The following is a 21,559-nucleotide window of genomic DNA, read 5'->3' as shown; positions in this document are numbered from 1 at the left end:
AGGCGCTGAACGGCGGCGCGCTTTCGGGCGAGGCGTCGTCGGCGAGCGGCTGGACGGTGAGTTTCCACGATCCGGGCGGCGTCATCAGGTGGTCGCGGCGGGGCGCGGACTCCCGTGGAAGACCTGGCTGGTGTGCCAGGAGCGGTGGGCGGCGGCGACGGGGCGGACACCTGGCTGGGGACCGATGACCGGGCGGCCGGCGAGTGCGATGACGTGCTCGCGGGCGGCGGCACCGCGGCCGACGAAACTCTGCGAGACCAGGATGCGGTGACCGTCGCCGATGCCGAGAACGCCCTTGTCGAAGAGCTTGTGGTGCAGCGAGCACAGGCACAGCCCGTTGTCGATGTCGTCCGGTCCGTCAAACGCCCACCAGCGCACATGGGCGGCCTCGAGCCCGACCGGCACCGCACCGATCCTGCCGTCGTATCCGCAGAAGGCGCACTGGTACTCGTACGCGGTCAGGACCGTCTCCCGCATCCGCCGGTCCCGCTGTCGGCGCGCGGCCGAGAGTCGCACGGTCTCGGCCTCCTCCAGTTCCAGGCCGACGGCTTCGCACAACTCACCGTGGAGGGAAGGCGGGAAGTTCAGGTCGAGCAGCACCCGGGCCATCCGGCTGAGCAGGGACGGCTCCCGCCGCAGCGCCGCCCGCAGCCGAGGTGTCAGCCGTCCGGCGGCGCCGGACGCGCGCAGCTCCCCGACCCGGGTACCGGGGCTGCCCGGCCCGCGCTCGGTACGCACCTCCCACACTCCGTCGCTCACCAGGTGGTGGAAGGGGTACGCGGGAGTCGTCCGGTTGCCGGGCCCGTACTCGGCGAGCAGCCTGTGCAGATCCTGCTCCACCGCGCTGTACCGCAGCTCGTCCTCGGCATCCTGCTGAAACCGGCCGAGGGCGTACAGAAACAGCAACGGCTTGTGCGGAGCCCGGGCCCCGCTCCTCGTCCACTGCCTCAACTGCGCAGTGCGCTCGACCCAGTCCATGAGCGGCGATCGTAGTGGGGGCGTCGGACGGTGATCGGGGTACCGGCGGGGATGCGAGATACTAAGGATTCCCGTGGCCCCGATTAGCTTCAGCGCTCGCCCGAGAGCGCGGCGGTCAGCCCGTGGGCGCCGGTTCGATAGAGGGCGTCGATGATGTCGAGGCACTGCGTGCGGACCTTCACATCCCCCTGCCGATACAGGCGGAGGACTGCCTCGGTCAAATACCGCTGGATCAGCGCGTAACTGTGTCGGCCCTCTCTGCTGTTCCGCTCGGACACCACTGCCAGTGCCTGACATGCCTCGATCGCTCCGGAGGGAAGCCGCGCGGCCGATTGCGCGAGGGCACGGGCCAGCGTGTCGGGGTGCTCCGCAAGGGCGGGGCTGCCGAGGAATGCGCCGATGAGGCTGTCCGCGGCTCCGGGCGACAGCGACATCACGTCGGACATGGCGCGTGCTGCCGCTGTGCGTACCGCCGCATCGCTGTCCTGGAACATCTCTTGCAGCAGCGACGCGCCATACGCGGGATCCCCGGCGGCCGTCGCGGCGGCGCCCTGGCGTGCCGCCGTCGTGAGCCCGGTGAGGTCGGTGGGCAGGCAGGGAAGCAACCGCCCCTGCATGCTCAGGACTGCCCAAGTCGCTCCAGCGTGCCGGGCGGCTTCCTCCGTGCCGTCGAGCGCCCGGAGGAGTTCCGGTGCGAAGCGCCGGGTATCGCGGATCAGGGTCCAGGTGAGGAGCCAATGGGTGGTCCGGGCCTCGTGAATGTCGATGGGTGTACCGGTGAAAAGGCTTTCCGCCAGGTCGAGGGCGGCTTCCGGGGCATGCCGCAACAGGGCGGCCACCGCCTCCGCCGCGCAGACGCGGACCGCCATGATCGGGTCCACGGCGAGTCTTCCCAGTAGGGGGACGAGGCCCTGGGTAACCGTGTCCGATGCCCTCAACAGGGCACCGAGGGCGAGCGCGGACTGCCCTCGTGTGGAGTTCAACCCCGCGGTCAGGAGGTCCCCGCCGTAAGGGTCCTGCCCCGGTTCGGCACCGGATCGCGCCGCTTCGACGGCGGGATCCGGGTGATCGACACAGTCGACCAACAGGCCTACTAGCGCGGCGTGCCCTACGACATCCGAAGCAGCGGTTTCTATGGCCTGGCAAATGGTCCTGGCGAGGCCCTTTCCTACGAGGTGACGAGCATGGGAACAGAGCCGGAGCAGGAGGTCGGCGTCGACCTTCCCCGCTACCCCGTCGATCACGGCTGCGAAGGCAGGAGCCGGAACAGTCTCGTCGAAGATGAGTGCCAGCCGAACGAACCGTTGCGGCTCCTGCCCGGCAACCGCACGCAGCATGGAAGCCAGCTCGGTCGCTCCGCCTGTCGGGACGTCACCTTCCCAGTTGATCCCTTCGGCGGCGTACTTCCGCAGAGCGCCCAGCCACTGGTCATCCGTCATGTGCTCTGCTGCGGAGCGGGGCACCGGTGGGCCCACCCAATCGGCTGTTTCTGAATTCCGGGGCCCGACCGGAGGATGTTGCCCGAACTTTCGCTCCAACTCGCCGAGGCGCCTCTCCACGGCAGCGCTGCGGCGCTTCTCGTCGACCGCGCCGAGGAGTACGTACTGCGCTCGCCCGAACAGGCGTCGTCCCTCGGATTGCCGCTCCCAGCGGGGAAAATGACCGATCAGGAGCTGAACGAGCTGCTCCAGAGTGGTGTCCTTGCACCGCCGCGCCGCCGCGGCGATGAGTTCGCGCGAGGCCCAGCACGCACTGTCCGCCCAACCGATACGCAAGTGTTCGGGGTCGCTCATCAGCCAGACGAGTGCTTCGTCCGGCCGGTTCCAGACCGCGTAGGTCCGGCAGGCCAGAAAGTTGAGGGCTCGGTTGTCGCCTGCCGCCGTCAGGGTTCCCATGGCCCCGGTGACGACGGAAGGGTTCTGCTGGGCCAGAGTGCGCATGGAGTCGTGAGTCGTCCAGTACAGGGCTTCATCGAGGTCGGGTTGGAGCTTGGAAGGAGGAAGTGCCCACCGAGGGCGTAGCAGGGAGACGTGGGAGAGGGCGGCGTGACTGGACTTCGCGACGGCGACGACGAACGGCAGCACGTGTTCGAGCGCTGCTGTGGGGGCCGCCTCGGCCGCCTCGGTGATGAACGTGCCCGCACTGGAGCCTATGCGGATACGCAGATGACCAGAGGCGAAGGGGTCGCCGTGACCCGCTGCGGCGGCTTGCTGTAATCCGCGGGTGAGAAAGGCTCCGAGCACCTGGAGTGCGACACCTGCGTCCTCCTGGGCGAGCTGTTCGAACAGGTACCAGAAGTCCGCCTCGGTGTCGGAGGGCCCGTCGGGCGTGACGTCGAAGGCACCACGGTCGATGAGAGCGAGGGTCAGCCCCAGGGCGTGCACCGAGGGCCATGACTGGACCCAGGAGAGGAGGCGCTGCCCCCACGGGTCCTCGGCATCGAGATACGGCTCCAGGAGTTCCGTTATGCGCGCCGGATGGTGTGGGGTGCCCCACTCAAGTTGAGGGAGGACCAGCGGTACCACTTCGGGTGTGGCGAGCCACCTTTCCCACCTCCCGGTGTCGGCCGCCTCGAACCAGGACGGCAGGGCCAGCAGGCGGCGCAAATTGCCCGAGGTCACGTCCTCTCCCCAGGCAAGGGGTTCGAGCGTGGCCCAGTCCTCGCTGGTGGCGTCAAGTTGTTCGAGTACGGCTACGACCACGAACCGCAGGTGGGGCCGGACCAGATCCGAGGTGAGCAGGCGCACCGCAGTGTGCCGGAAGGCCGTGCGGTCAGTGTCCCGGAGATGCTCCAGGACCTGACGGGTCTGGGCTCGGCGGAACAGGGCTTGTCCGCTTGCCGCCAGGAAGTCATGGAGGTCGTGGCCTGCCAGGACGAAGGAGCGCGCGAAGAGGTAGTCGAAGTACGTTTCGTGGAAGAACCCGATACGGCCGTTCTCCGCGTGGAGAAGGGTCCCGGCCGAGCAGAGCACCGCCAGGTGGGCCCTTGGGAACCGGTCCAGGAGCGCAAAAGGCACCGTGACGGTCTCGCGTCGGCTCATCTCCTCGACCAGCTGCTGGGTGATAGCCGGCCATCCCTCAGGGGGGAGTGTCCGCTCCGCCGCATGTCGCTGGTCTTCTGTGTACTGGGCGTAGAGGTCCTGCAGGCTCCGGTAGGCCGTTGTCCGTGCTCCCTTCGTCAGTCTGCTGAAGACCGCGAGGTGCAGAGGTGTCCGCAGCAGAGCCAAGGTCTCTGTGTCGAGCTTCTCCGGAGGAGTGCTGCCCCGTTCGAGTACCGCGCGAACAGCTTGGTCGTCCAGCAGCCCCAGGACGAACCGCGCCACGGTGTCCTTCTTGTCGACCAGACTTGTGAGTCTCGGATCCTTCTCGACATCGACTGTCCGCGCCACCAGCACGACCTTGACGTTCGGTGAGTCGGCCAACGTCTCCAGCATTTCGTCGACAGCTTCAAAGACCTCCGGTATGCGCCCGCTGTAGCTGCTTACCGCGTCGAGCTGGTCCACGACCAGTAGAGCGGGGCCGCCCTGCGCCACCTGGACGATCAGTGCGGCGGGGGAGCCGGGGAGCCTCAGCCGCGAGCCCACTGCCTCTGCGGTCCGGTCGTCCGCCTCCACCTCGTCCATCCGGAAAGGCAGGACGGGCCATCCCCGGTCGGCCACTTGGCCGATGACCTCCTCGACGACGGCGGACTTCCCCATTCCCGCAGGGCCTTCACAGACGAAGGTAGCCGGCCCGTCCCCTGCTACCAGGCGGTCCACCAGTTCCTGTGCATGGGGCCGTGCGGCCATTCCGAACGGAGGGCGGACGCTTTTGCCGCGCCGCAGGAAGCGCCGCCGAACGGCGTGGACGGCCTCTCGGGTGGCGTCAGCCGCGTCGGGGCCGTGCGGCGCACCGCTTGTTGCCTGCGGAGCTTCGAGGATCGTGTACTGATTCCAGGAGCCGACGGCGAAGCTGTTACCGGATGCCTGGACGAGGTCTGCTCGGGCGAATGGCACGGCCCGGTTTACGGCGGGGAGCGGCGCCGTCGGCGTGATCTGTTCCGAGCGGGATGGGCCTGAGTCAACCGGTCCGTTCAGCCCTGTGCCGGACCCGGGTGGAAAGGGGACGTGAAGTGCACGTCTCCGTTGGCCACGCCCACCACTAGCGAGCCGCAGTCGGCCTGGAACCGCACGTTCTCCCCGGCGATGACGCCAGGGGCAGAGGCCGCCGGGGCGGCGCCGGTGGAGTGGTCACGCACGAGACGTTGGAGTTGTGCTGCCGCGGGGTGGCGTTCATCGGCCTTCAGTTGCTCCAGCGCGGAGATGAAGCGGCCCTGCCAGACCGTCGCGTGTCGGGCGGCGACAGCCCGGGACGAGCCATCGACGGCCGCCCGGAGAGCCGCCTCGGTCTCCGCCAGGCGGGCGAGGTCGGCCCGCTCGGTCTGCCCGCCCCGAGCGAGCCAGCAGGCCACCTGTTCCCCGAACGGCGTCCAGTGATCCGTCCCGGCCGCCTCCACCACGGCCACTCCGGCCTCTGCCGCGATGTTGCTCAGTGCTTCTGGTAACACCTGGTCCCTCCCTGTCGGGTTTTGACTCTCCGACACGGTAGTCATCCGATGCGGTCGGTAGAGGTAGGCAGGAGAATCACGCCATCCGGAACCCGGTATTTCGCATCTCTGGCGGACCGCGGTACGGAATGGGTGTCAGGGGCCCTTGCCCGCCGAACGCCTGATTCCGGGCCGCAGTCACAGCACGGGGCCATGAGCTGTGCATCGGCTTCCTGCGCCCGAACATAAGGAGGAAACATGAAACTTCTCTTTACCCGGCAGAACATCGCGCGGCCGTGCCAGAATCTTCGTCAGGGCGCGGTCGAGGGATAATTCGGCCGTCCAGAGTGCTAGGAAGGTGGGGGTATGGACGTCCCGTTACGGTTCGGTGCGGAGCTGCGTCGGCTGCGTGAAGGCGCGGGAATGACGCTCAAGCAGCTGGCGGAAGTCACGACCTACAGCACCGGGCATCTCTCCAAGATCGAGCGGGGTGCGAATCCCCCCACTATGAATCTGGCCCAGTGCTGTGACGCCTACTTCAATGCCGGCGGGCGGTTGCGCCGATTGTTCGCAGCGGAGGGCCAGTCACCCGGGAGCAAGCCGAGGCCCGCGCGGCGCCGGGTGATCGCCACAGGGATGGGCTCCCTGCTCGCCGCCCGCTTGGCGGACGGGGGCGGAGCCGGCCATGTAGGAGACCAGGATCTGTCGCCGGGCGCCCTCTTCCAGGAACAGCTGTACCAGATGAAGAGGTTGGGCCAGAGCTTGGCACCCGCCGCGATGCTGCCCGTTCTGCGCTCACAGGTTTATACCGTCACGACGCTGGCTTCCCGCACCACCGGATCCTCTCGGGCCGGTCTGCTCGTCACCGCCTCCCGCTTCGCCGAATACATCGGATGGATGGCCCAGGAGAACGGGGACGCGACCACGGCACTGCGGGCCACGGCCGAGGCGGTGGAGCTGGCGCAGGCTGGTGGGAACACGGAGCTCGCCGATTACGCACTGGTCCGCCGTGCGCTCGTCACCTACTACGACGGGGACGCGCTCGGGACGGTCGCGCTCGCTCGACAGGCTCAGAGCAGCGCTGCACCGCCCAGAGTCAGAGGTCTGGCGGCCCAACGCGAGGCCCAGGGTCATGCCTTAGCCGGTGACGATCGGGCCTGCGGAAGAGCGCTGGAACGTGCGCGCGACCTCCTGGCGGCTGACGTGGACCCACGGATCGGCCCGGTGCTCGGCACCACCCAGCTCAAGGACCCGGTATCGATGGTGGAGGGGTGGTGCCTCTACGACCTGGGCCGCCCCCGGCAGGCAGCCGACGTGCTGGAGCACCAGTGCAGGCGCATCGCACCTCATGCATTGAACACCCGTGCTCGGTACGGGCTCCGGCACGCCCTGGCACTCGCCGCATCGGGTGAGATCGAACGATCCTGTGAAACGGCCCGCGAATTGCTGGATTTCATGAGCGTCGCTCCGTCGGCCACCATTCGTACGGACGTACGTCGGCTGGACCGTGAATGGTCACGATTCCGTGGGAACCCGCCGGTGCGCGACCTCCGGCCCGCACTTGCCAACGCACTCGGCGCTGGTCGCTGAGGGCTGTTTCCGGCCACGGGAGTCTCGACCGCGCGGCAGTTCGGCCACTCTTGCTCATTTCGAAGAGTTCCCCTGCCCCTGCTCCTCTGTGTTCTCGGTATTCCATCGGATTTTTTTGCCTATCGGTCGCGAATGGGAACACCACACAGAAACGGAATTCCGCATGCCTTTGGTCTTTGTGAATTATCGAACCGATGACGAGGAAGGCACTGCCACACTCGTAGAAAGGGAGCTCTCCAGGGTGTTCGGCAATGACAATGTCTTCCGGGCGAGCAAGTCCATCCGGTTGGGAAGCCGGTTTCCCCAGGAACTGCTCACCGCGGTCCGGCGCAGCAGCGTGTTGCTGGCCGTCATGGGGCCTCGTTGGCTGACGCCGGCGGGCCCCGAAGGCCGGAGTCCTCTGGAGGACGAGGACGACTGGACCCGTCGGGAGATCCGGGAAGCCCTCGAAACCGGGGCCGTGGTCATTCCTCTGCTGGTCGGAGGCGCGAAGAGGCTGCGTCCCGACGACCTTCCCGCCGACATCGAAGCCATGGCCTCCTGCCAGTACCGGCGACTCAGCCACCGCAACGCGGACGCCGACCTGGCGGGGCTGGCTGATGACCTCGTGGACCTGTTGCCCGAACTGGGAGCAGCAGCGCGGAGCAACGGCTACCGAACTAGTCCGGCCCCGACGGCCGACGACCGCAGCACTGAGAGGGACGGGACCGGAGTCGCCCGGATGCAGGCCAGGGTGATCAAGCACCGCCAACGCGGAGGGATCGGCAATCTCAACGGGGACTTCTCCGGAACCTTTGTCAGCGAGCCACAGGGGCCGGTCCACACCGGAAACGGTCACCTGTATCAGGCGCGTGAGCAGTACCTGGGCCCGCGTATCTCCGGTGACGGAGGCAACGTCCAGTACGTGGGCGAGAACCAGGGGGAAGTCCGGCAGAGGGCGAACCGGAGTGGACGACCCGTGGACGAGGACCGTTGAGCGGCACGTGCGACACATCGATCAGCGACCCGCAGGGACCGGTGCACAGCGGTGGCGGTGACCAGAACAACACGTATTACTACTCGATCGGCCTGCGAGAACCCTTGGTCAGGACCGGGGTCGATCGGCTGGAGATCGTACGCGAGCACCGGCGGCGGCTCGCCAAGTGCTTCATATGGCCGGGTGGATACGCTCGGGCGGCCGACCTGCTGGGGCGGCCCGGTGCGGTGGTGCTCTTGGAAGGCCGGCCCGGAATCGGCCGGCGCTCCGCAGCGACCATGTTGCTGATGGAGGCGTCGGTTCCGGGCAGCCGCATCGAGGAATTGCCCACGGTCAGGGAGGAGGAGCCCCTCGACCCGTCACCCGATGACCGCTATCTACTGGACCTGTCGAGCATAGGTGACAGTGACTACCCGGCTGCTCAGCGCACGCTCACGTCCTATCGCGCGCTGGTTGAGGAGAGCGGTGCCCGGCTGGTCGCGGTGACTCCGTCGGGCCTGGAATGGATGCTCGATGCGGAACTCGCCCCCTTGGCAGTGCACCTTGAACGGCCGAGTGGGCGGGCGATCTTCAGCCGGCATCTGCGGGTGCGGGGCGTGAGGTTCCAGTACGAGCAACTGGACCACGGTGACCTGCCCCATCTGCTCGAGACTGCGCCCATCCGGGAGCTGGACCGCTTGGCGGGCCTGGTGGTCCAGGCCCGGGACCGGGCCGACCGCGGCACGAGTTTCGAGCACTGGCGGGACGACGCGCTGGCGGCCGCGACCAACTGGACGCAGCAGGTGGCCGGAGATCTGCGACAGCACCGAGGCGCGCAGGAACGAGCACTCATGCTCGCGGCGAGCATGACGAGCGGCGGACCGGCGGACACGGTGCTGAGCGCCGCGCACAGCCTTCTGGGCGTCCTGGGGCACCCTCAGGACGAAACGCCCAGACTCGCCCGGGCAGGTCTGGGTGAGCAGTTCGAGGAGTTGTCCCTCGTCCGGGAGGACGACGGGCGGGTGCGGTTCGTCAGGCTTGCTTACGACGACGCGGTCAGACGGCACTTCTGGGAGAACTTCCCCGAACTCCGCGCAGATTTCCGGGACTGGGTGGGGGAATGCATGCGGCTTCCTGGACTCGGGGCGGAGGACCGCGCGCGTCTGGTCACCCGCTTCGCGGAACAGGCCCTGCGGACCGATCGACCCGAGGACCTGCACCTGCTCATCGAGAAATGGACCCACCCCTCGGCAGAGGGTCGGCTGCGGGCCGAGGCCGCGGCGGCGCTCGAACTGGGCCTCAGCCATGAACGGTACGGGTCGCGGTTCCGCTCGCACGTCTACCAGTGGGTGACAACGGCCCGCATAGCACCCGATCTCGCACGAGTGCTGACGGTCGTGTGCCGGCAGGTGATGGCCGTCACCCATCCTGAGCAGGCCGTGGTCCGGCTCAGGCATCTCGCTCTGCGGCAGGAGAACCCCGAGGACATCAAGGCGGCGGCCCGCTCCGCTCTGCTGCAGCTGGCGTGCGGCAACCGCCGACTGTACGGGCGGCTGGTGCGACGCCTTCTGCCGCGAGCGAGACCTGCGGACGGGGGCTTGGAGGTACTTCTGGCACTGCTCGACCCTGCCGAACTTCGCGTCCCCCCGCCCTGGCAGGCGTTCGTCCTCGCCTGGCGGGCCGTGATGGCGGGAAAGCCGGCGCGCGCCTGGTCCCCATCGGTGCAGCGCTGGCTCGCCGCCCTGACGCTGCAGCGGGCGGGGGATGGGGTCCTGAACGCGTTGCTGTTGGCCGCCTACGGAGACCGGGACCTGCTGAACCAGCTCTACGTGACGACCCGCGACTGGGCTGAGTCGGAGCCCGCCGACATGCCTGAGGGCCTTCGGACCCAGCGCGACGACCGCTTGCGGACCGCCGACCGGTTCTGCCGGGAAATCGACCTTGCACAAGGAGTCGGAGACCTCGCCTCGGCTTCGGGTGCGCAAGGGACAGGGGAAGGCCCATGAGTACCCAGTACATCTCGCGCCTCATGTCCGGCGGAGTCGTTGCCACCGCCCTGGCGGTGGGAGTGGCGCTTGGCCGACCGCTGTGGGTGTGGTTCCTTTTGTCTGCGCTCATCGCCGGTGCGCTACTGATCGATATGCGGATATCGCGTGCAGAGGGCACGCGTCCCACAGACTCCGACCTGGACTCGGACGAGTCTGTTCCCGAGCCTCCGGCCGAAGTCCCCTACCGGGAGACGTCGATCGTGGTGGTTCCTGTCCAGAGCGCCGTCGAGGACTGTCCCTTCCTGTTCTCCGCCTTCGTCAGGTGGCGGCCCACATCCAGGTTCGCCCCCTCTTCGCACGGTAACCCGGCTGCTCTGGCCGCGACGTCCATCCTGGGGCGTGTGGAGAGCGTGACCCTGACCGAGAACCCCGGCCGGTGTACGTTCCTGGAGCGTTCGCTGGAGGGAGTGCTGGGAACACCCGTACTCGACAGTTCGAGGCTGGTGGAGGCCTTCGCCACGGACATCCGGCTGGTCCTGCGGCCCAGGGATCTGGAACATCTGGAAGAGCTGGACGGGCTGCGCAAGGCCATGGGCAGCTGGGAGAGCCGCCGGCAGCACGAGCGCAACCTCCGGGAGTACCTGGGGGAGGACGTTCTGCGGAGTCCCGGCAACGCGGTGGTCTGGTGGATGGCCCGCCACGACGACCAGATCGAGCGTGCGGTGGACATGATCGCTCCTCTGACGGTGTTGTCCGCCGCTGCTAATGACGAGGAGATCCCCGAGGAGTACCGGGATCTGTTCCGGGACCGCTGGAAGCCAGCGGAAGGAGAGCCGATGGGTGGATTGGACCACCCGGAGCCGGGCGCTGGGGAAACCCCGCCGGGCCATGGCCCGGTCCCTTCAGGAGAGGGGCAGGAACCTCCAGCCGATCTTCTGGCCGCCTGGTTGGACAGCGAGGGGTTCACCGAAGGGTCGGACGAGACCAGGGTGTTCCTGGACCGCCTTGCGCGTACGTCGGACGCGGCTGGCCGGCCGGAGGCCGCGGAGAACATCCGCAGGCACATGTGCCGGGCCGACCACGAGGACGGACGTCCTCCTGCCGCCCCCGCGAAGACTGGTACGGAGGACCCCCCGCCGGCCACACCCGCCTCTTGGTCGCCGCCCCCGCACGGCGGAAACGTGCCCGACCGCCCGGACGAGGCGGCGGAACCGTCGAGCACGGGGTCGACGCCATCGGCCGGAACGGCCGCTGAAGGGGGGGTTCGTCCCCGGCATTTCGACCCCGACGCGTGGGCGCGGAGCGGCCCCGACCCGGAGTGGCCCGGGGGGGAGCGATGACTCCGTCCCCTGATGTCTTCACCCGTATCTGCAGATCCGTGGAACAGCGGTTCGCCCAGGGGCAGCCGTTGTGCGACGGTTCGGACGTACCCGTGGAGCCGCACTGTGGTCGAGCGGGCATATCGCTGGACGATCTGCGGTCACAGGCACTCCGAGCAGTGCCGGGCCACCCTGGCCGGATCGCTCACTGGCGGCACATTGCCGGCCACATCCGACAGGACGAGGGTGAGAGCGGACGGAGTTGGACGCTTGTGGCTGTGTGGCTACTCGCGCCCCGTTTGAGAGGAGCGGCGTACTCGCTCTCCCGCCGTACCGGCGCCGAGCATGCCGACATGTGTTCCGCTTTATTGCAAGGGACGTTGGAGGGTGTACGAACCCTTCGTCGGGCGGACACATCGCTCGCCGAGCAGCACCTGGTCGACAATGCCTTCGCCGCCGGATGGCGGACGGGCCGCCGCAGCCCGGAGGAGACCCCGGTGGGGGAGTGGCGAACGATGCAGGAGCCGGAAGGGCTCGATCCGCTGATGATCGCGGGCGATGAAGTCTTACGCGTCGAAGGGATGTCCAGGACCCTCGCCCAGCAGGCACAGGGCGAACGGCTGGGGTCGCTGGCCTACCGACTGGGTCTGCTGGACCACGTGCGCCAGGTACGTCAGTCTGAACGCCGCCGCGCGAGCCGTCGCGTCCAGACCACAGTGAGTGAGCAGTTGGACCTGTTCGGGGTATGGGGGTCCGCCGGATGAAGCGCCATCGTGATGAGTCCGTTCCCTTCTCCGTCGTGTTCGGACTTCCGGAAGAGGTGGGGATGCGCATGGCTGCGGACGCGCTGAGCCTGGGGCTGAGCACAGCGTACAAGCGGGCGAGAAGCGGTGAATTCCCTTGCCCGTTCCGGAAAGTCGGGCGTCGGTACGTCGTGCGGCTGACGGACCTGATGCGGGCTCTTGGCATCCAGGACGTGCGCGTGCACTATGACGACTTTGAAGCGGGTGCGCGCATCGCGCGTGGCCGGTCCGACTCCTGAAGGTCGCCCAGCAAGTCGGAGACGCGCTCTGGATGCTGCCCGGCATCGAGGGACAAGCCGACTGAGACGGACAACGTCGAAGGGCCCCACCTTGCGGTGGGGCCCTTCGACGTTAGTGCCCGGTGAGGCACTGGCGGAGGATACGAGATTCGAACTCGTGAGGGGTTGCCCCCAACACGCTTTCCAAGCGTGCGCCCTAGGCCACTAGGCGAATCCTCCGCGGCAAACAATACAAGACGTTTGAGGGTGCTCGCGAACCCGTTCCCCTCGTCCCGGAGCGGGTACTTCTCCGGGCCCCGGAGCATGTACTCTGGGCTCAGCCCCTCACGTGGCGCTATCTGACTGAACTCCCCCAGGGCCGGAAGGCAGCAAGGGTAGGTCGGCTCTGGCGGGTGCGTGGGGGGCGTCTGCGTTCCCGGGCCGGGTCGGGCCTGGACGGGGACGGCCCTGGTTGTCAGTGGTCGCCTATAACCTCGTATGCGTGTCGTCTCTCGCGCTGTACCGCCGTTATCGCCCGGAGTCGTTCGCCGAGGTCATCGGGCAGGAGCATGTAACCGACCCGCTGCAGCAGGCGTTGCGGAACAACCGGGTCAATCACGCGTACCTGTTCAGTGGTCCGCGCGGTTGCGGCAAGACGACCAGCGCGCGCATCCTCGCCCGCTGCCTGAACTGTGAGCAAGGTCCCACTCCGACGCCCTGCGGCACGTGCCAGTCCTGCCAGGACCTCGCGCGCAACGGCCCGGGTTCGATCGACGTCATCGAGATCGACGCGGCCTCGCACGGTGGTGTGGACGACGCCCGTGACCTGCGCGAGAAGGCTTTCTTCGGCCCGGCGGGCAGCCGGTACAAGATCTACATCATCGACGAGGCCCACATGGTCACGTCGGCCGGGTTCAACGCGCTTCTCAAGGTCGTCGAGGAGCCCCCGGAGCACCTCAAGTTCATCTTCGCGACCACCGAGCCCGAGAAGGTCATCGGGACGATCCGCTCGCGTACGCACCACTACCCGTTCCGGCTCGTGCCGCCCGGCACCCTGCGCGACTATCTGGGCGAGGTGTGCGGCAAGGAGGACAGCCGCGTCGAGGACGGCGTGCTGCCGCTCGTCGTGCGCGCCGGCGCCGGGTCCGTGCGTGACTCGATGTCCGTGATGGACCAGTTGCTCGCCGGTGCCGGTGAGGACGGTGTGACGTATGCCATGGCGACCGCCCTGCTCGGCTACACGGACGCCTCGCTGCTCGACTCCGTCGTCGAGGCGTTCGCCACCGGAGACGGGGCCGCCGCCTTCGAGGTCGTGAACCACGTCATCGAGCGGGGCAACGACCCGCGCCGCTTCGTCACCGACCTGCTGGAGCGGCTGCGCGACCTGGTGATCCTGGCCGCGGTCCCGGACGCGGTGGAGAAGGGGCTCATCGACTCCCCGGCCGACGTCGTGGAGCGGATGCAGGCGCAGGCCTCGACGTTCGGCGCCGCCGAGCTGAGCCGCGCCGCCGACATCGTCAACGAGGGCCTGACCGAGATGCGCGGCGCGAACTCGCCGCGCCTCCAGCTGGAGCTGATCTGCGCGCGCGTGCTGCTGCCCGCCGCGTACGACGACGCCCGCTCCGTCATGGCCCGCCTCGACCGCATCGAGCGCGGCGGCGTCTTCACGCCGGGCGGCCAGGGCCCCGGCCCTGCCATGGCGTACGTTCCCGGACCCGACGCCCACGCACCCGCCCAGGCCGCGCCCGGCGCCCCGCCCGCCACCGGTCCGGCGGCCCCGATCGCCCCCGGCACCGGCCCGGCGGCGGCCCGCGCGGCGGTCCGCGGTGGCGCCCCGGAACCGGAAGCCCCGGCCCCCGCCGCCCCGACACCACCGGCCCCGGCCCCGACGCCACCGGCCCCGGCCCCGACGCCACCGGCCCAGACCCCGGCCCCGGCCATGGACGCCGCCCCGGCCGAACCCGCCGCCCCGGCCCCCGGCGCCTGGCCCACCGCCGCTCCCACCGGCGCCGGCGGCCCTGGTGGCGCCCGGCGCCCCGGCGGCTGGCCCACGGCCGCCTCCGCCGGCACCGGCCGCCCGCCCGCCCCGGCCGCGAGCCCCGCCCCGGCCGCCGCCACCCCTCAGCCTCCCGCTCCCGCCCCGGCCGCGGCCCCGGCACCCGTCGGCGGCCCCGACCCCCGCACCCTCTGGCCGAACATCCTGGAGGCGGTGAAGAACAAGCGCCGCTTCACCTGGATCCTGCTCAGCCAGAACGCGCAGGTCACGGGGTTCGACGGTGCCACGCTCCAGCTCGGCTTCGTGAGCGCGGGCGCGCGGGACAACTTCGCGAGCAGCGGCAGCGAGGATGTCCTGAAGTCGGCCCTGACCGAGCTGTACGGCGTGCAGTGGAAGATCGACGCGGTGGTCGACAGCGGCGGCGGCGCCCCGGCCCCGCCCGTCGCCCCCGGTGGTTACGGCGGCGGCTACACCCCGCCCCCCGCCCCGGCTCCGTCCCCGCCGCCGGCTCCGGCCCGGCCCGCGTCCGCCGCGCCGCAGGCACCCGCCGCCGCTCCGGCACCCGCGCCCGCCCCGGCCCAGCCTCCGGCCCGCCGCCCGGTCTCGGTGGAGGACGACATCCCGGAGGACGACGACCCGGACCTCGACGAGACCGCGCTGACCGGCCACGACCTGATCGTCCGCGAACTGGGCGCGACGGTCGTCGAGGAGTTCACGAACGAGTAGCCGACGAGTAGTAAGGGGAGGTGGGAGAAACGGGGAGCGCCGGTACCGGTCGGCGCAGCCCTGTAGGCGCGGGCGGAGCAGGCCCCGTTCTTGGAGGAACCCACAGCCCCCGCCCCGCCCAGCCTTGGGAAGCCCGTACAAGAGCACAGCACGCGGACGGATAGGCTGACCGCGTGAAGGTCCTCGTCATCGGCGGCGGCGCCCGCGAACACGCCCTGTGCCGCTCTCTGTCCCTCGACCCCGCCGTCTCCGCCCTGCACTGCGCCCCCGGCAACGCAGGCATCGCCGAGGTCGCCGAGCTGCACCCCGTCGACGCGCTCGACGGCGCCGCGGTCACCGCCCTCGCCGAGAAGCTGGAGGCCGCTCTCGTCGTCGTCGGCCCGGAGGCCCCGCTGGTCGCGGGCGTCGCCGACGCCGTCCGGGCGGCCGGCATCCCGGTCTTCGGGCCGTCCGGCGAGGCGGCCCGGCTGGAGGGTTCGAAGGCCTTCGCCAAGGACGTGATGGCGGGCGCCGGCGTACCGACCGCCCGGTCCTACGTCTGCACGAACGCGGCGGAGGTGGACGAGGCGCTGGACGCGTTCGGCGCCCCGTACGTGGTGAAGGACGACGGTCTCGCCGCGGGCAAGGGCGTCGTCGTCACCGACGACATCGCCGCGGCCCGCGCCCACGCGCACGCCTGTGAGCGCGTCGTCATCGAGGAGTTCCTCGACGGCCCCGAGGTCTCGCTCTTCGCGATCACCGACGGCACCACGGTCGTCCCGCTCCAGCCCGCCCAGGACTTCAAGCGCGCGCTCGACGGCGACCAGGGCCCCAACACCGGCGGCATGGGTGCCTACTCGCCGCTCCCGTGGGCCGACCCGACGCTGGTGCGGGAAGTCCTCGACACGGTCCTGCAGCCGACGGTCGACGAGATGAAGAAGCGCGGCACGACCTTCTCGGGGCTGCTCTACGCCGGGCTGGCGATCACCAGCCGGGGCGTGCGCGTCATCGAGTTCAACGCCCGCTTCGGCGACCCCGAGACGCAGGTCGTCCTCGCCCGGCTCCGTACCCCGCTGGCCGGCGTCCTGCTCGCCGCCGCGAACGGCACGCTCGCCGACCTGGAGCCGCTGCGGTGGAGCGACGAGGCGGCGGTCACCGTCGTCATCGCCTCGCACAACTATCCGGACACCCCGCGCACCGGCGACCCGATCACCGGGCTCGACGCGGTGGCCGCGCAGGACGCCCCGCACGCGTACGTCCTGCACGCCGGTACCAAGCGTGCCGGCGGTGACGGCAGCGGCGCCGTGGTCAGCGCGGGCGGCCGGGTGCTCTCCGTCACGGCGACCGGCACGGACCTCACGCAGGCGCGCGAGCGCGCGTACGCCGCGGTGAGCCGCATCGGCCTCGACGGCTCCCAGCACCGCACGGACATCGCCGCGAAGGCCGCCGCCGAAAGCTGACGCGTAAGCCCCGACGGCCGCACCCGGCCTGCCACCGGGGGCGGCCGTCGCGTGCGTTCCGGCCGCCCGAAACCCATCCGCCCCGCAAGCGCCGGGGGAGTGCCACCCTCTCTCGTCCGGCCGCCCCTGTCAGCCACCTCTGCCCAAAGCCATTCCATCGAGTGACCGTCGGCCCATCCTGGTGACGATGCCTGCGCTCCCAACTAGGGTGCGGCGCACGGGGTTCCGGCACCCGTGAGCTGAACCGTCGAGCGTCGGGAGCCGTCCTCCGAAGGGACGGAACCAGACGGACCACCGGCATTGCGATGTCGGTGGCGGGTGCCACAGTGGGGGAGTGAGCAACGCCACCAGTGTCCCGCCGCGGGCCTCGGCCCGCGGTCGGACAAGAGGTCCAGGCAGCAGGGGGTGACATCGGTCGTGTCCGGTATGGGTGCGGAAGCGGGTGCGCAGGCAGCGCGTGTCCGGGCCCTCGCCGTGCTGCGCATCCGCGGCAGGGCGACGGCGCTCGCCCTGCTGCCCGCGGCCGCGTCGGTGATCCTGCTCGCGGGCGGCGCCACCGGCCACCTGACCGGCGGGAGTTGGGACGCCGCGCGGCTGGCGGTGTCGCTGCTCGCGGTGGTCGTCCTGCTCGGCGCGGCGGTGGTCGCACTGGTGGTGGCGCGGGCCAGGCCCGCCCTCAGCCCGACGGTCCCGATCGCCGAGGAGACCGCCCCCGACCTGTACCGCCTGGTGCGCGACCTGGCCGACCGGCTCGACGTCCCGGCGCCCTCGGCCATAGCGCTCACCCCGGACTGCGACAGCTGGCTGGAGGACCGCACCCATCCGGCGCACGGCCCGCCGGGGTCCGCGCCCGGTGACCGCGGCAAGACACCCGTGGCGCCGGTCCTCGTCATCGGCTCCCCCTTCCTGTGGTGGATGCGGGTGGCCGAGCTGCGGGCCGTCCTCGCCCCGGTCGTCGCCGGTACGGGACCCTCGGCCCACCCCGACATAGCGGCGGCCCGGCGTTTCGTGCGCGGCTTGGACGCCGCCGTCGCGGTCGCGTCGGCCCCCGGCCGCGGCCCGCTCGCCCGGACCGTCCTCGGCGGCGTCGGCCGGATCGCGCGGCTGATGCTGCGGGCCTGCCGGGTGCACGCCGCGGAGATGGAGCGCGGCGTCGCCGCCGCCGGCGCCGAGCGCGCCCAGGCGGTCGACTACGGCCTGCGGATCGTCGCCCAGGAGCAGGTCGGCCTCGCGTACGCGGGCTGGGACCGGCTGCTCACCCGGGTCGCGCTGCCCGCCTGGCGCATGGGCCGCTGGCCCTCCCGGCTGGACGTGGGCGTGGTCGCGGCCCTCACCGAGCTGTCCCGCCGCGACCGGCTCGCGGAGGGTTTCACCTCCCGGCTCGGCGAGCGCCCCGCCTGCGACCTGCTGGAAGAGCCCGGCGCCGTGGACGAGGCGGCCTCCCTGCTCGCCGCCCGGCTCTTCCACGGCGGCCCCGCCGAAGCGGGCCCCGACTGGGCACCGGTGAACTGGCAGGAGTACCCGGACGAGGTCGTGGACCGTACGTGGCGCGCGGACGCCGCCCGGCTGCACCGCGTCCTGGACACCCTGGGCGTGCGCAGCGCGCGCGCCGGCGCCTCGCGCGCCCCCGAGGGCCCGACCCTGGCGCGCGTCCTCGACCACCTGGCGACGGACCCCGAGAGCCGCCCGGCGCCGGACCTTGCGGCCCCCGTCCCGGCCGCCGCTCCGGAGTCGTACACCGATGCCGAGCTGGAGCGGCTGCTCTCCCCGGCCCCCCGGCCCGAGGCCGACTCCCTCTCCGCCCGGCTCAGTGCCGAGCTGGAGCGCGAGGAGAGAGACCGGCCCGTGGCGCCCGCCCCCGCCAGCCAGGGGCCGGACGACGCGCTGTGGGACGAGGGCGCGCTGCCGCTGTTCCCGTTGCAGCCGCCGCGCAGCGGGCGGGAGTTGCTGGCCGACCACGTCACGGCGATGGTGTGCTGCGCGGCCGTCGACACGGCGGGTGCCGTCCCGGGTCTGGACTGGCTCGACGGGCCCGCGCTGCTCATCGGCGGGGAGCGCGCCGGGGATCTCGCGCCCCGCGTCCTGAGCCTGGTGGAGGACGGCGACCCCGAACCGCTCAAGGGGTGGCTCGCCCGCCTGGGGGTCCGCGCCGAGAAGCCCGTACGACTGGTCTGACCGCCTCCGGGGCCGGCGCGGCGGCCCGTGTGGAGGCGGGCGTTCCACCTTCGTCGATTCACGACGAACGGTGACGGAGTGCGTGCGTAATGTGATGTGCTGGGACCGGGTCGCGGAACACCATCGCGCGGCACGGGCTCGGGGGAGCGAGGGAGGGGAGCGGGCATGGGGCCGGAGAGCGCGGGAGAGCCGGAAGCCGCGGCGGGCCAGGACGCCGTGCCGTCCCGTCCGCGCACGCGCCGCTGGGAGTCCGGGGCGATGGCGCACGCGGTCAGCGACCCGTTCGGCCAGGGGCCGCTGCCGTGGCTGCGCGGCAGTGAGAACTACTTCGACGACACCGGTCAGGTCGTCCCCTGGTACGTGGACCCCGCCGCGCAGGCCGGCGCGGGCCCCCAGCGGCCCCCGCGCACCAGCGGTCCCCGCACCGCCGACGACGTGCACCGCCAGATCAAGGGGTTCACCTCGACCGGCGCGGCCGCCCCCGGCGAGGCGATCGACTTCCACGTCACGGTCGACCCGCCGCAGCAGTTCAGCGTGGACATCTACCGCATCGGCCACTACGCCGGCGACGGCGCCCGCAAGATCACCACGAGCCCGCGCCTGTCCGGCATCGTCCAGCCCGCGCCGCTGACCGCCGACCGCACGGTCTCCTGCCACCACTGGTGGCTCTCCTGGCGGTTGCAGATCCCGTCGTACTGGAGCGTGGGGGCGTACGTCGCCGTCCTCACCACCACCGACGGCTACCGCTCGCACGTCCCCTTCACGGTCCGAGACTCCCGGCCCGCCGACCTGCTCCTGCTGCTCCCGGACATCACCTGGCAGGCGTACAACCTCTACCCGGAGGACGGCCACACCGGCGCCAGCCTCTACCACGCCTGGGACGAGGAGGGCCGCCTCCTCGGCGAGAGCGAGGCCGCCACCACGGTCTCCTTCGACCGGCCGTACGCGGGCGCGGGCCTGCCCCTGCACGTCGGCCACGCCTACGACTTCATCCGCTGGGCCGAGCGGTACGGATATGACCTCGCCTACGCCGACACGCGCGATCTGCACGCGGGCCGCATCGACCCCGCGCGCTACCGGGGCCTGGTCTTCCCCGGCCACGACGAGTACTGGTCGGCGACCATGCGCCGCACCACCGAGCTGGCCCGGGAGAACGGCACGTCCCTCGTCTTCCTCTCGGCCAACACCATGTACTGGCAGGTGGAGCTGGGCCCGTCCCCGTCCGGGGTGCCGGACCGGCTGCTCACCTGCCGCAAGCGGCGCGGGCCGGGCAGGCCGGCGCTCTGGCGCGAGATCGACCGGCCGGAACAGCAGCTCCTGGGCATCCAGTACGCGGGCCGCGTCCCCGAGCCGCACCCGCTGGTCGTACGGAACGCGGACCACTGGCTGTGGGAGGCGACCGGCGCTCACGACGGGGACGAGATCGAGGGGCTGGTCGCCGGCGAGGCCGACCGGTACTACCCGCGCACGGCCCTGCCCGACCACCAGGACCGCATCCTGCTGGCCCATTCGCCGTACCGCGACAGCGAGAAGGCCCGCCGCCATCAGGAGACGTCCCTGTACCGGGCGCCGTCCGGTGCGCTGGTCTTCGCATCCGGGACGTTCGCCTGGTCCCCGGCGCTCGACCGGCCCGGTCACGTGGACCCGCGGATCCAGCGGGCGACCGCGAATCTGCTCGACCGCATCTGCAAACGGGACTGACCGCGGGGGTGTCCCCGGACCAGCCATGGGGGCGGTCCCGGACGCACCGGCCGACCCCTGGCCGGAACACGTCGCCTGGTACGGGAGAATCAGTGGTACTCGTACAGAACCACGGGAGGCACCGTGTCCGGATTCGTCGAAAAGCCCGAGCCAGTGCAGGTCCCCGGCCTGGTCCACCTCCATACCGGCAAGGTGCGGGAGCTGTACCAGAACGAGGCGGGCGATCTGATCATGGTCGCCAGTGACCGCCTGTCGGCCTTCGACTGGGTCCTGCCGACGCCCATCCCGGACAAGGGCCGGGTCCTCACCCAGCTCTCGCTGTGGTGGTTCGATCAGCTCGCCGACCTCATGCCCCACCACGTCCTCGCCACGGAGCCGCCGGCCGGCGCGCCCGCCGACTGGGCGGGGCGCACCCTCGTCTGCAAGTCGCTGGAGATGGTGCCGGTCGAGTGCGTCGCCCGCGGCTACCTCACCGGCTCCGGCCTGCTGGAGTACAACGAGACGCGTACGGTCTGCGGCCTCGCCCTGCCGCACGGCCTGGAGGACGGCTCGGAGCTGCCCGCGCCGATCTTCACGCCCGCCACCAAGGCCGAGGTCGGCGAGCACGACGAGAACGTGAGCTACGAGGAGGTCGCCCGGCAGGTCGGCGCGGAGACGGCCGCGCAGCTGCGTCAGTCGACGCTCGCCGTCTACAGCCGGGCCCGGGACATCGCGCGCGAGCGCGGCATCATCCTGGCGGACACGAAGTTCGAGTTCGGCTTCGACAAGGAGGGCACGCTCGTCATCGCCGATGAGGTGCTCACCCCGGACTCCTCGCGGTTCTGGCCGGCCGACCAGTGGCAGCCGGGCCGCGCGCAGGCCAGCTACGACAAGCAGTTCGTGCGGGACTGGCTGACCTCCGACGCCTCCGGCTGGGACCGCAAGAGCGAGCAGCCGCCGCCGGCCCTGCCCGAGGAGGTCGTGGCCGCGACCCGGGCCAAGTACATCGAGGCGTTCGAGCTGCTGACCGGGACGCCCTGGTCGTAGCGGGTCGCCCCGGAGAACGGCGAGAGCCCCGGTCCGTGGGACCGGGGCTCTCGACTTCGCGGAGCGAACGACCGGGTTCGAACCGGCGACCTCAACCTTGGCAAGGTTGCGCTCTACCAA

General features: G+C 70.7%; 14 protein-coding genes, 1 tRNA gene and 1 other RNA gene. 12 read left to right on the top strand and 4 right to left on the bottom strand.

Annotated features, from left to right (window positions below; translation table 11 throughout):
* Window positions 1–84 precede the first annotated feature (84 nt).
* From ABZY33_RS03615 to ABZY33_RS03605, 3 genes are all read right to left on the bottom strand, one after another.
* Window positions 85–978: a phosphorothioated DNA-binding restriction endonuclease gene (locus tag ABZY33_RS03615; RefSeq protein ID WP_356489800.1), complete on the bottom strand. Its 894-nt coding sequence runs from the start codon at window positions 976–978 to the stop codon at window positions 85–87.
* 89 nt (window positions 979–1,067) lie between these two features.
* Entirely contained in the window at window positions 1,068–4,973 is a 3,906-nt protein-coding gene (locus tag ABZY33_RS03610) for an ATP-binding protein (protein WP_356489799.1), read from the bottom strand.
* A gap of 77 nt (window positions 4,974–5,050) precedes the next feature.
* A complete protein-coding gene (locus ABZY33_RS03605) occupies window positions 5,051–5,524 on the bottom strand; it encodes a hypothetical protein (protein ID WP_356489798.1) in 474 nt (157 codons plus the stop codon).
* A gap of 345 nt (window positions 5,525–5,869) precedes the next feature.
* On the opposite strand from ABZY33_RS03605, the gene ABZY33_RS03600 reads away from it, so the two are divergent.
* From ABZY33_RS03600 to ABZY33_RS03575, 6 genes are all read left to right on the top strand, one after another.
* Entirely contained in the window at window positions 5,870–7,093 is a 1,224-nt protein-coding gene (locus tag ABZY33_RS03600) for a helix-turn-helix transcriptional regulator (RefSeq protein WP_356489797.1), read from the top strand.
* A 163-nt stretch (window positions 7,094–7,256) separates the two neighbouring features.
* Window positions 7,257–8,069, top strand: coding sequence for a toll/interleukin-1 receptor domain-containing protein (locus tag ABZY33_RS03595; protein ID WP_356489796.1), 813 nt, complete (start codon window positions 7,257–7,259; stop codon window positions 8,067–8,069).
* The gene (locus ABZY33_RS03590; RefSeq protein WP_356489795.1) at window positions 8,066–10,054 is read left to right on the top strand and encodes a hypothetical protein; all 1,989 of its coding nucleotides are present in this window, start codon (window positions 8,066–8,068) and stop codon (window positions 10,052–10,054) included. The genes ABZY33_RS03595 and ABZY33_RS03590 overlap by 4 nt, the downstream gene beginning before the upstream one ends.
* Window positions 10,051–11,376, top strand: a complete 1,326-nt coding sequence (locus ABZY33_RS03585; protein WP_356489794.1) for a hypothetical protein — start codon at window positions 10,051–10,053, stop codon at window positions 11,374–11,376. The genes ABZY33_RS03590 and ABZY33_RS03585 overlap by 4 nt, the downstream gene beginning before the upstream one ends.
* 332 nt (window positions 11,377–11,708) lie before the next feature.
* A complete protein-coding gene (locus tag ABZY33_RS03580; protein ID WP_356489793.1) occupies window positions 11,709–12,119 on the top strand; it encodes a hypothetical protein in 411 nt (136 codons plus the stop codon).
* Window positions 12,116–12,397 carry a hypothetical protein gene (locus tag ABZY33_RS03575; protein ID WP_356489792.1) on the top strand — a complete coding sequence of 94 codons (282 nt, stop codon included), beginning with the start codon at window positions 12,116–12,118 and terminating at the stop codon, window positions 12,395–12,397. Before ABZY33_RS03580 ends, ABZY33_RS03575 begins: the two co-directional genes overlap by 4 nt.
* 131 nt (window positions 12,398–12,528) lie before the next feature.
* Here ABZY33_RS03575 and ABZY33_RS03570 read toward each other — a convergent pair.
* A tRNA-Ser gene (locus ABZY33_RS03570) sits at window positions 12,529–12,616 on the bottom strand.
* Window positions 12,617–12,713: 97 nt separating this feature from the next.
* Between ABZY33_RS03570 and ffs the strand changes: the two genes are divergently transcribed.
* The 6 genes from ffs to ABZY33_RS03540 all read left to right on the top strand — a co-directional run bounded on the left by ffs (window position 12,714) and on the right by ABZY33_RS03540 (window position 21,439).
* An RNA gene (gene ffs, locus ABZY33_RS03565) (signal recognition particle sRNA small type) lies at window positions 12,714–12,808 on the top strand.
* 70 nt (window positions 12,809–12,878) lie between these two features.
* Window positions 12,879–15,098, top strand: a complete 2,220-nt coding sequence (locus ABZY33_RS03560; RefSeq protein WP_356489791.1) for a DNA polymerase III subunit gamma and tau — start codon at window positions 12,879–12,881, stop codon at window positions 15,096–15,098.
* Window positions 15,099–15,271: 173 nt separating this feature from the next.
* The gene (purD, locus tag ABZY33_RS03555) at window positions 15,272–16,537 is read left to right on the top strand and encodes a phosphoribosylamine--glycine ligase (RefSeq protein WP_356489790.1); all 1,266 of its coding nucleotides are present in this window, start codon (window positions 15,272–15,274) and stop codon (window positions 16,535–16,537) included.
* Window positions 16,538–16,963: 426 nt separating this feature from the next.
* Window positions 16,964–18,712, top strand: coding sequence for a hypothetical protein (locus ABZY33_RS03550; RefSeq protein WP_356489945.1), 1,749 nt, complete (start codon window positions 16,964–16,966; stop codon window positions 18,710–18,712).
* 258 nt (window positions 18,713–18,970) lie between these two features.
* Entirely contained in the window at window positions 18,971–20,413 is a 1,443-nt protein-coding gene (locus ABZY33_RS03545) for a N,N-dimethylformamidase beta subunit family domain-containing protein (RefSeq protein WP_356489944.1), read from the top strand.
* 123 nt (window positions 20,414–20,536) lie between these two features.
* On the top strand, window positions 20,537–21,439 hold the full coding sequence (locus ABZY33_RS03540; RefSeq protein ID WP_356489789.1) for a phosphoribosylaminoimidazolesuccinocarboxamide synthase: 903 nt from the start codon (window positions 20,537–20,539) through the stop codon (window positions 21,437–21,439).
* Window positions 21,440–21,559: the final 120 nt, after the last annotated feature.

The organism is Streptomyces sp. NPDC006552 (assembly GCF_040611655.1).
GTDB lineage: Bacteria > Actinomycetota > Actinomycetes > Streptomycetales > Streptomycetaceae > Streptomyces.
This window is presented reverse-complemented; position numbering and strand designations above follow the sequence as displayed.

What these genes read in the sequence shown, in the direction of transcription:
- ABZY33_RS03600 (WP_356489797.1), top strand. Translation starts at nt 5,870, where the DNA reads ATGGACGTCCCGTTACGGTTCGGTGCGGAGCTGCGTCGGCTGCGTGAA.
- ABZY33_RS03575 (WP_356489792.1), top strand. Translation starts at nt 12,116, where the DNA reads ATGAAGCGCCATCGTGATGAGTCCGTTCCCTTCTCCGTCGTGTTCGGA.
- ABZY33_RS03615 (WP_356489800.1), bottom strand. Translation starts at nt 978, where the DNA reads ATGGACTGGGTCGAGCGCACTGCGCAGTTGAGGCAGTGGACGAGGAGC.
- ABZY33_RS03550 (WP_356489945.1), top strand. Translation starts at nt 16,964, where the DNA reads ATGGGTGCGGAAGCGGGTGCGCAGGCAGCGCGTGTCCGGGCCCTCGCC.
- ABZY33_RS03585 (WP_356489794.1), top strand. Translation starts at nt 10,051, where the DNA reads ATGAGTACCCAGTACATCTCGCGCCTCATGTCCGGCGGAGTCGTTGCC.
- ABZY33_RS03595 (WP_356489796.1), top strand. Translation starts at nt 7,257, where the DNA reads ATGCCTTTGGTCTTTGTGAATTATCGAACCGATGACGAGGAAGGCACT.
- ABZY33_RS03580 (WP_356489793.1), top strand. Translation starts at nt 11,709, where the DNA reads ATGTGTTCCGCTTTATTGCAAGGGACGTTGGAGGGTGTACGAACCCTT.
- ABZY33_RS03545 (WP_356489944.1), top strand. Translation starts at nt 18,971, where the DNA reads ATGGCGCACGCGGTCAGCGACCCGTTCGGCCAGGGGCCGCTGCCGTGG.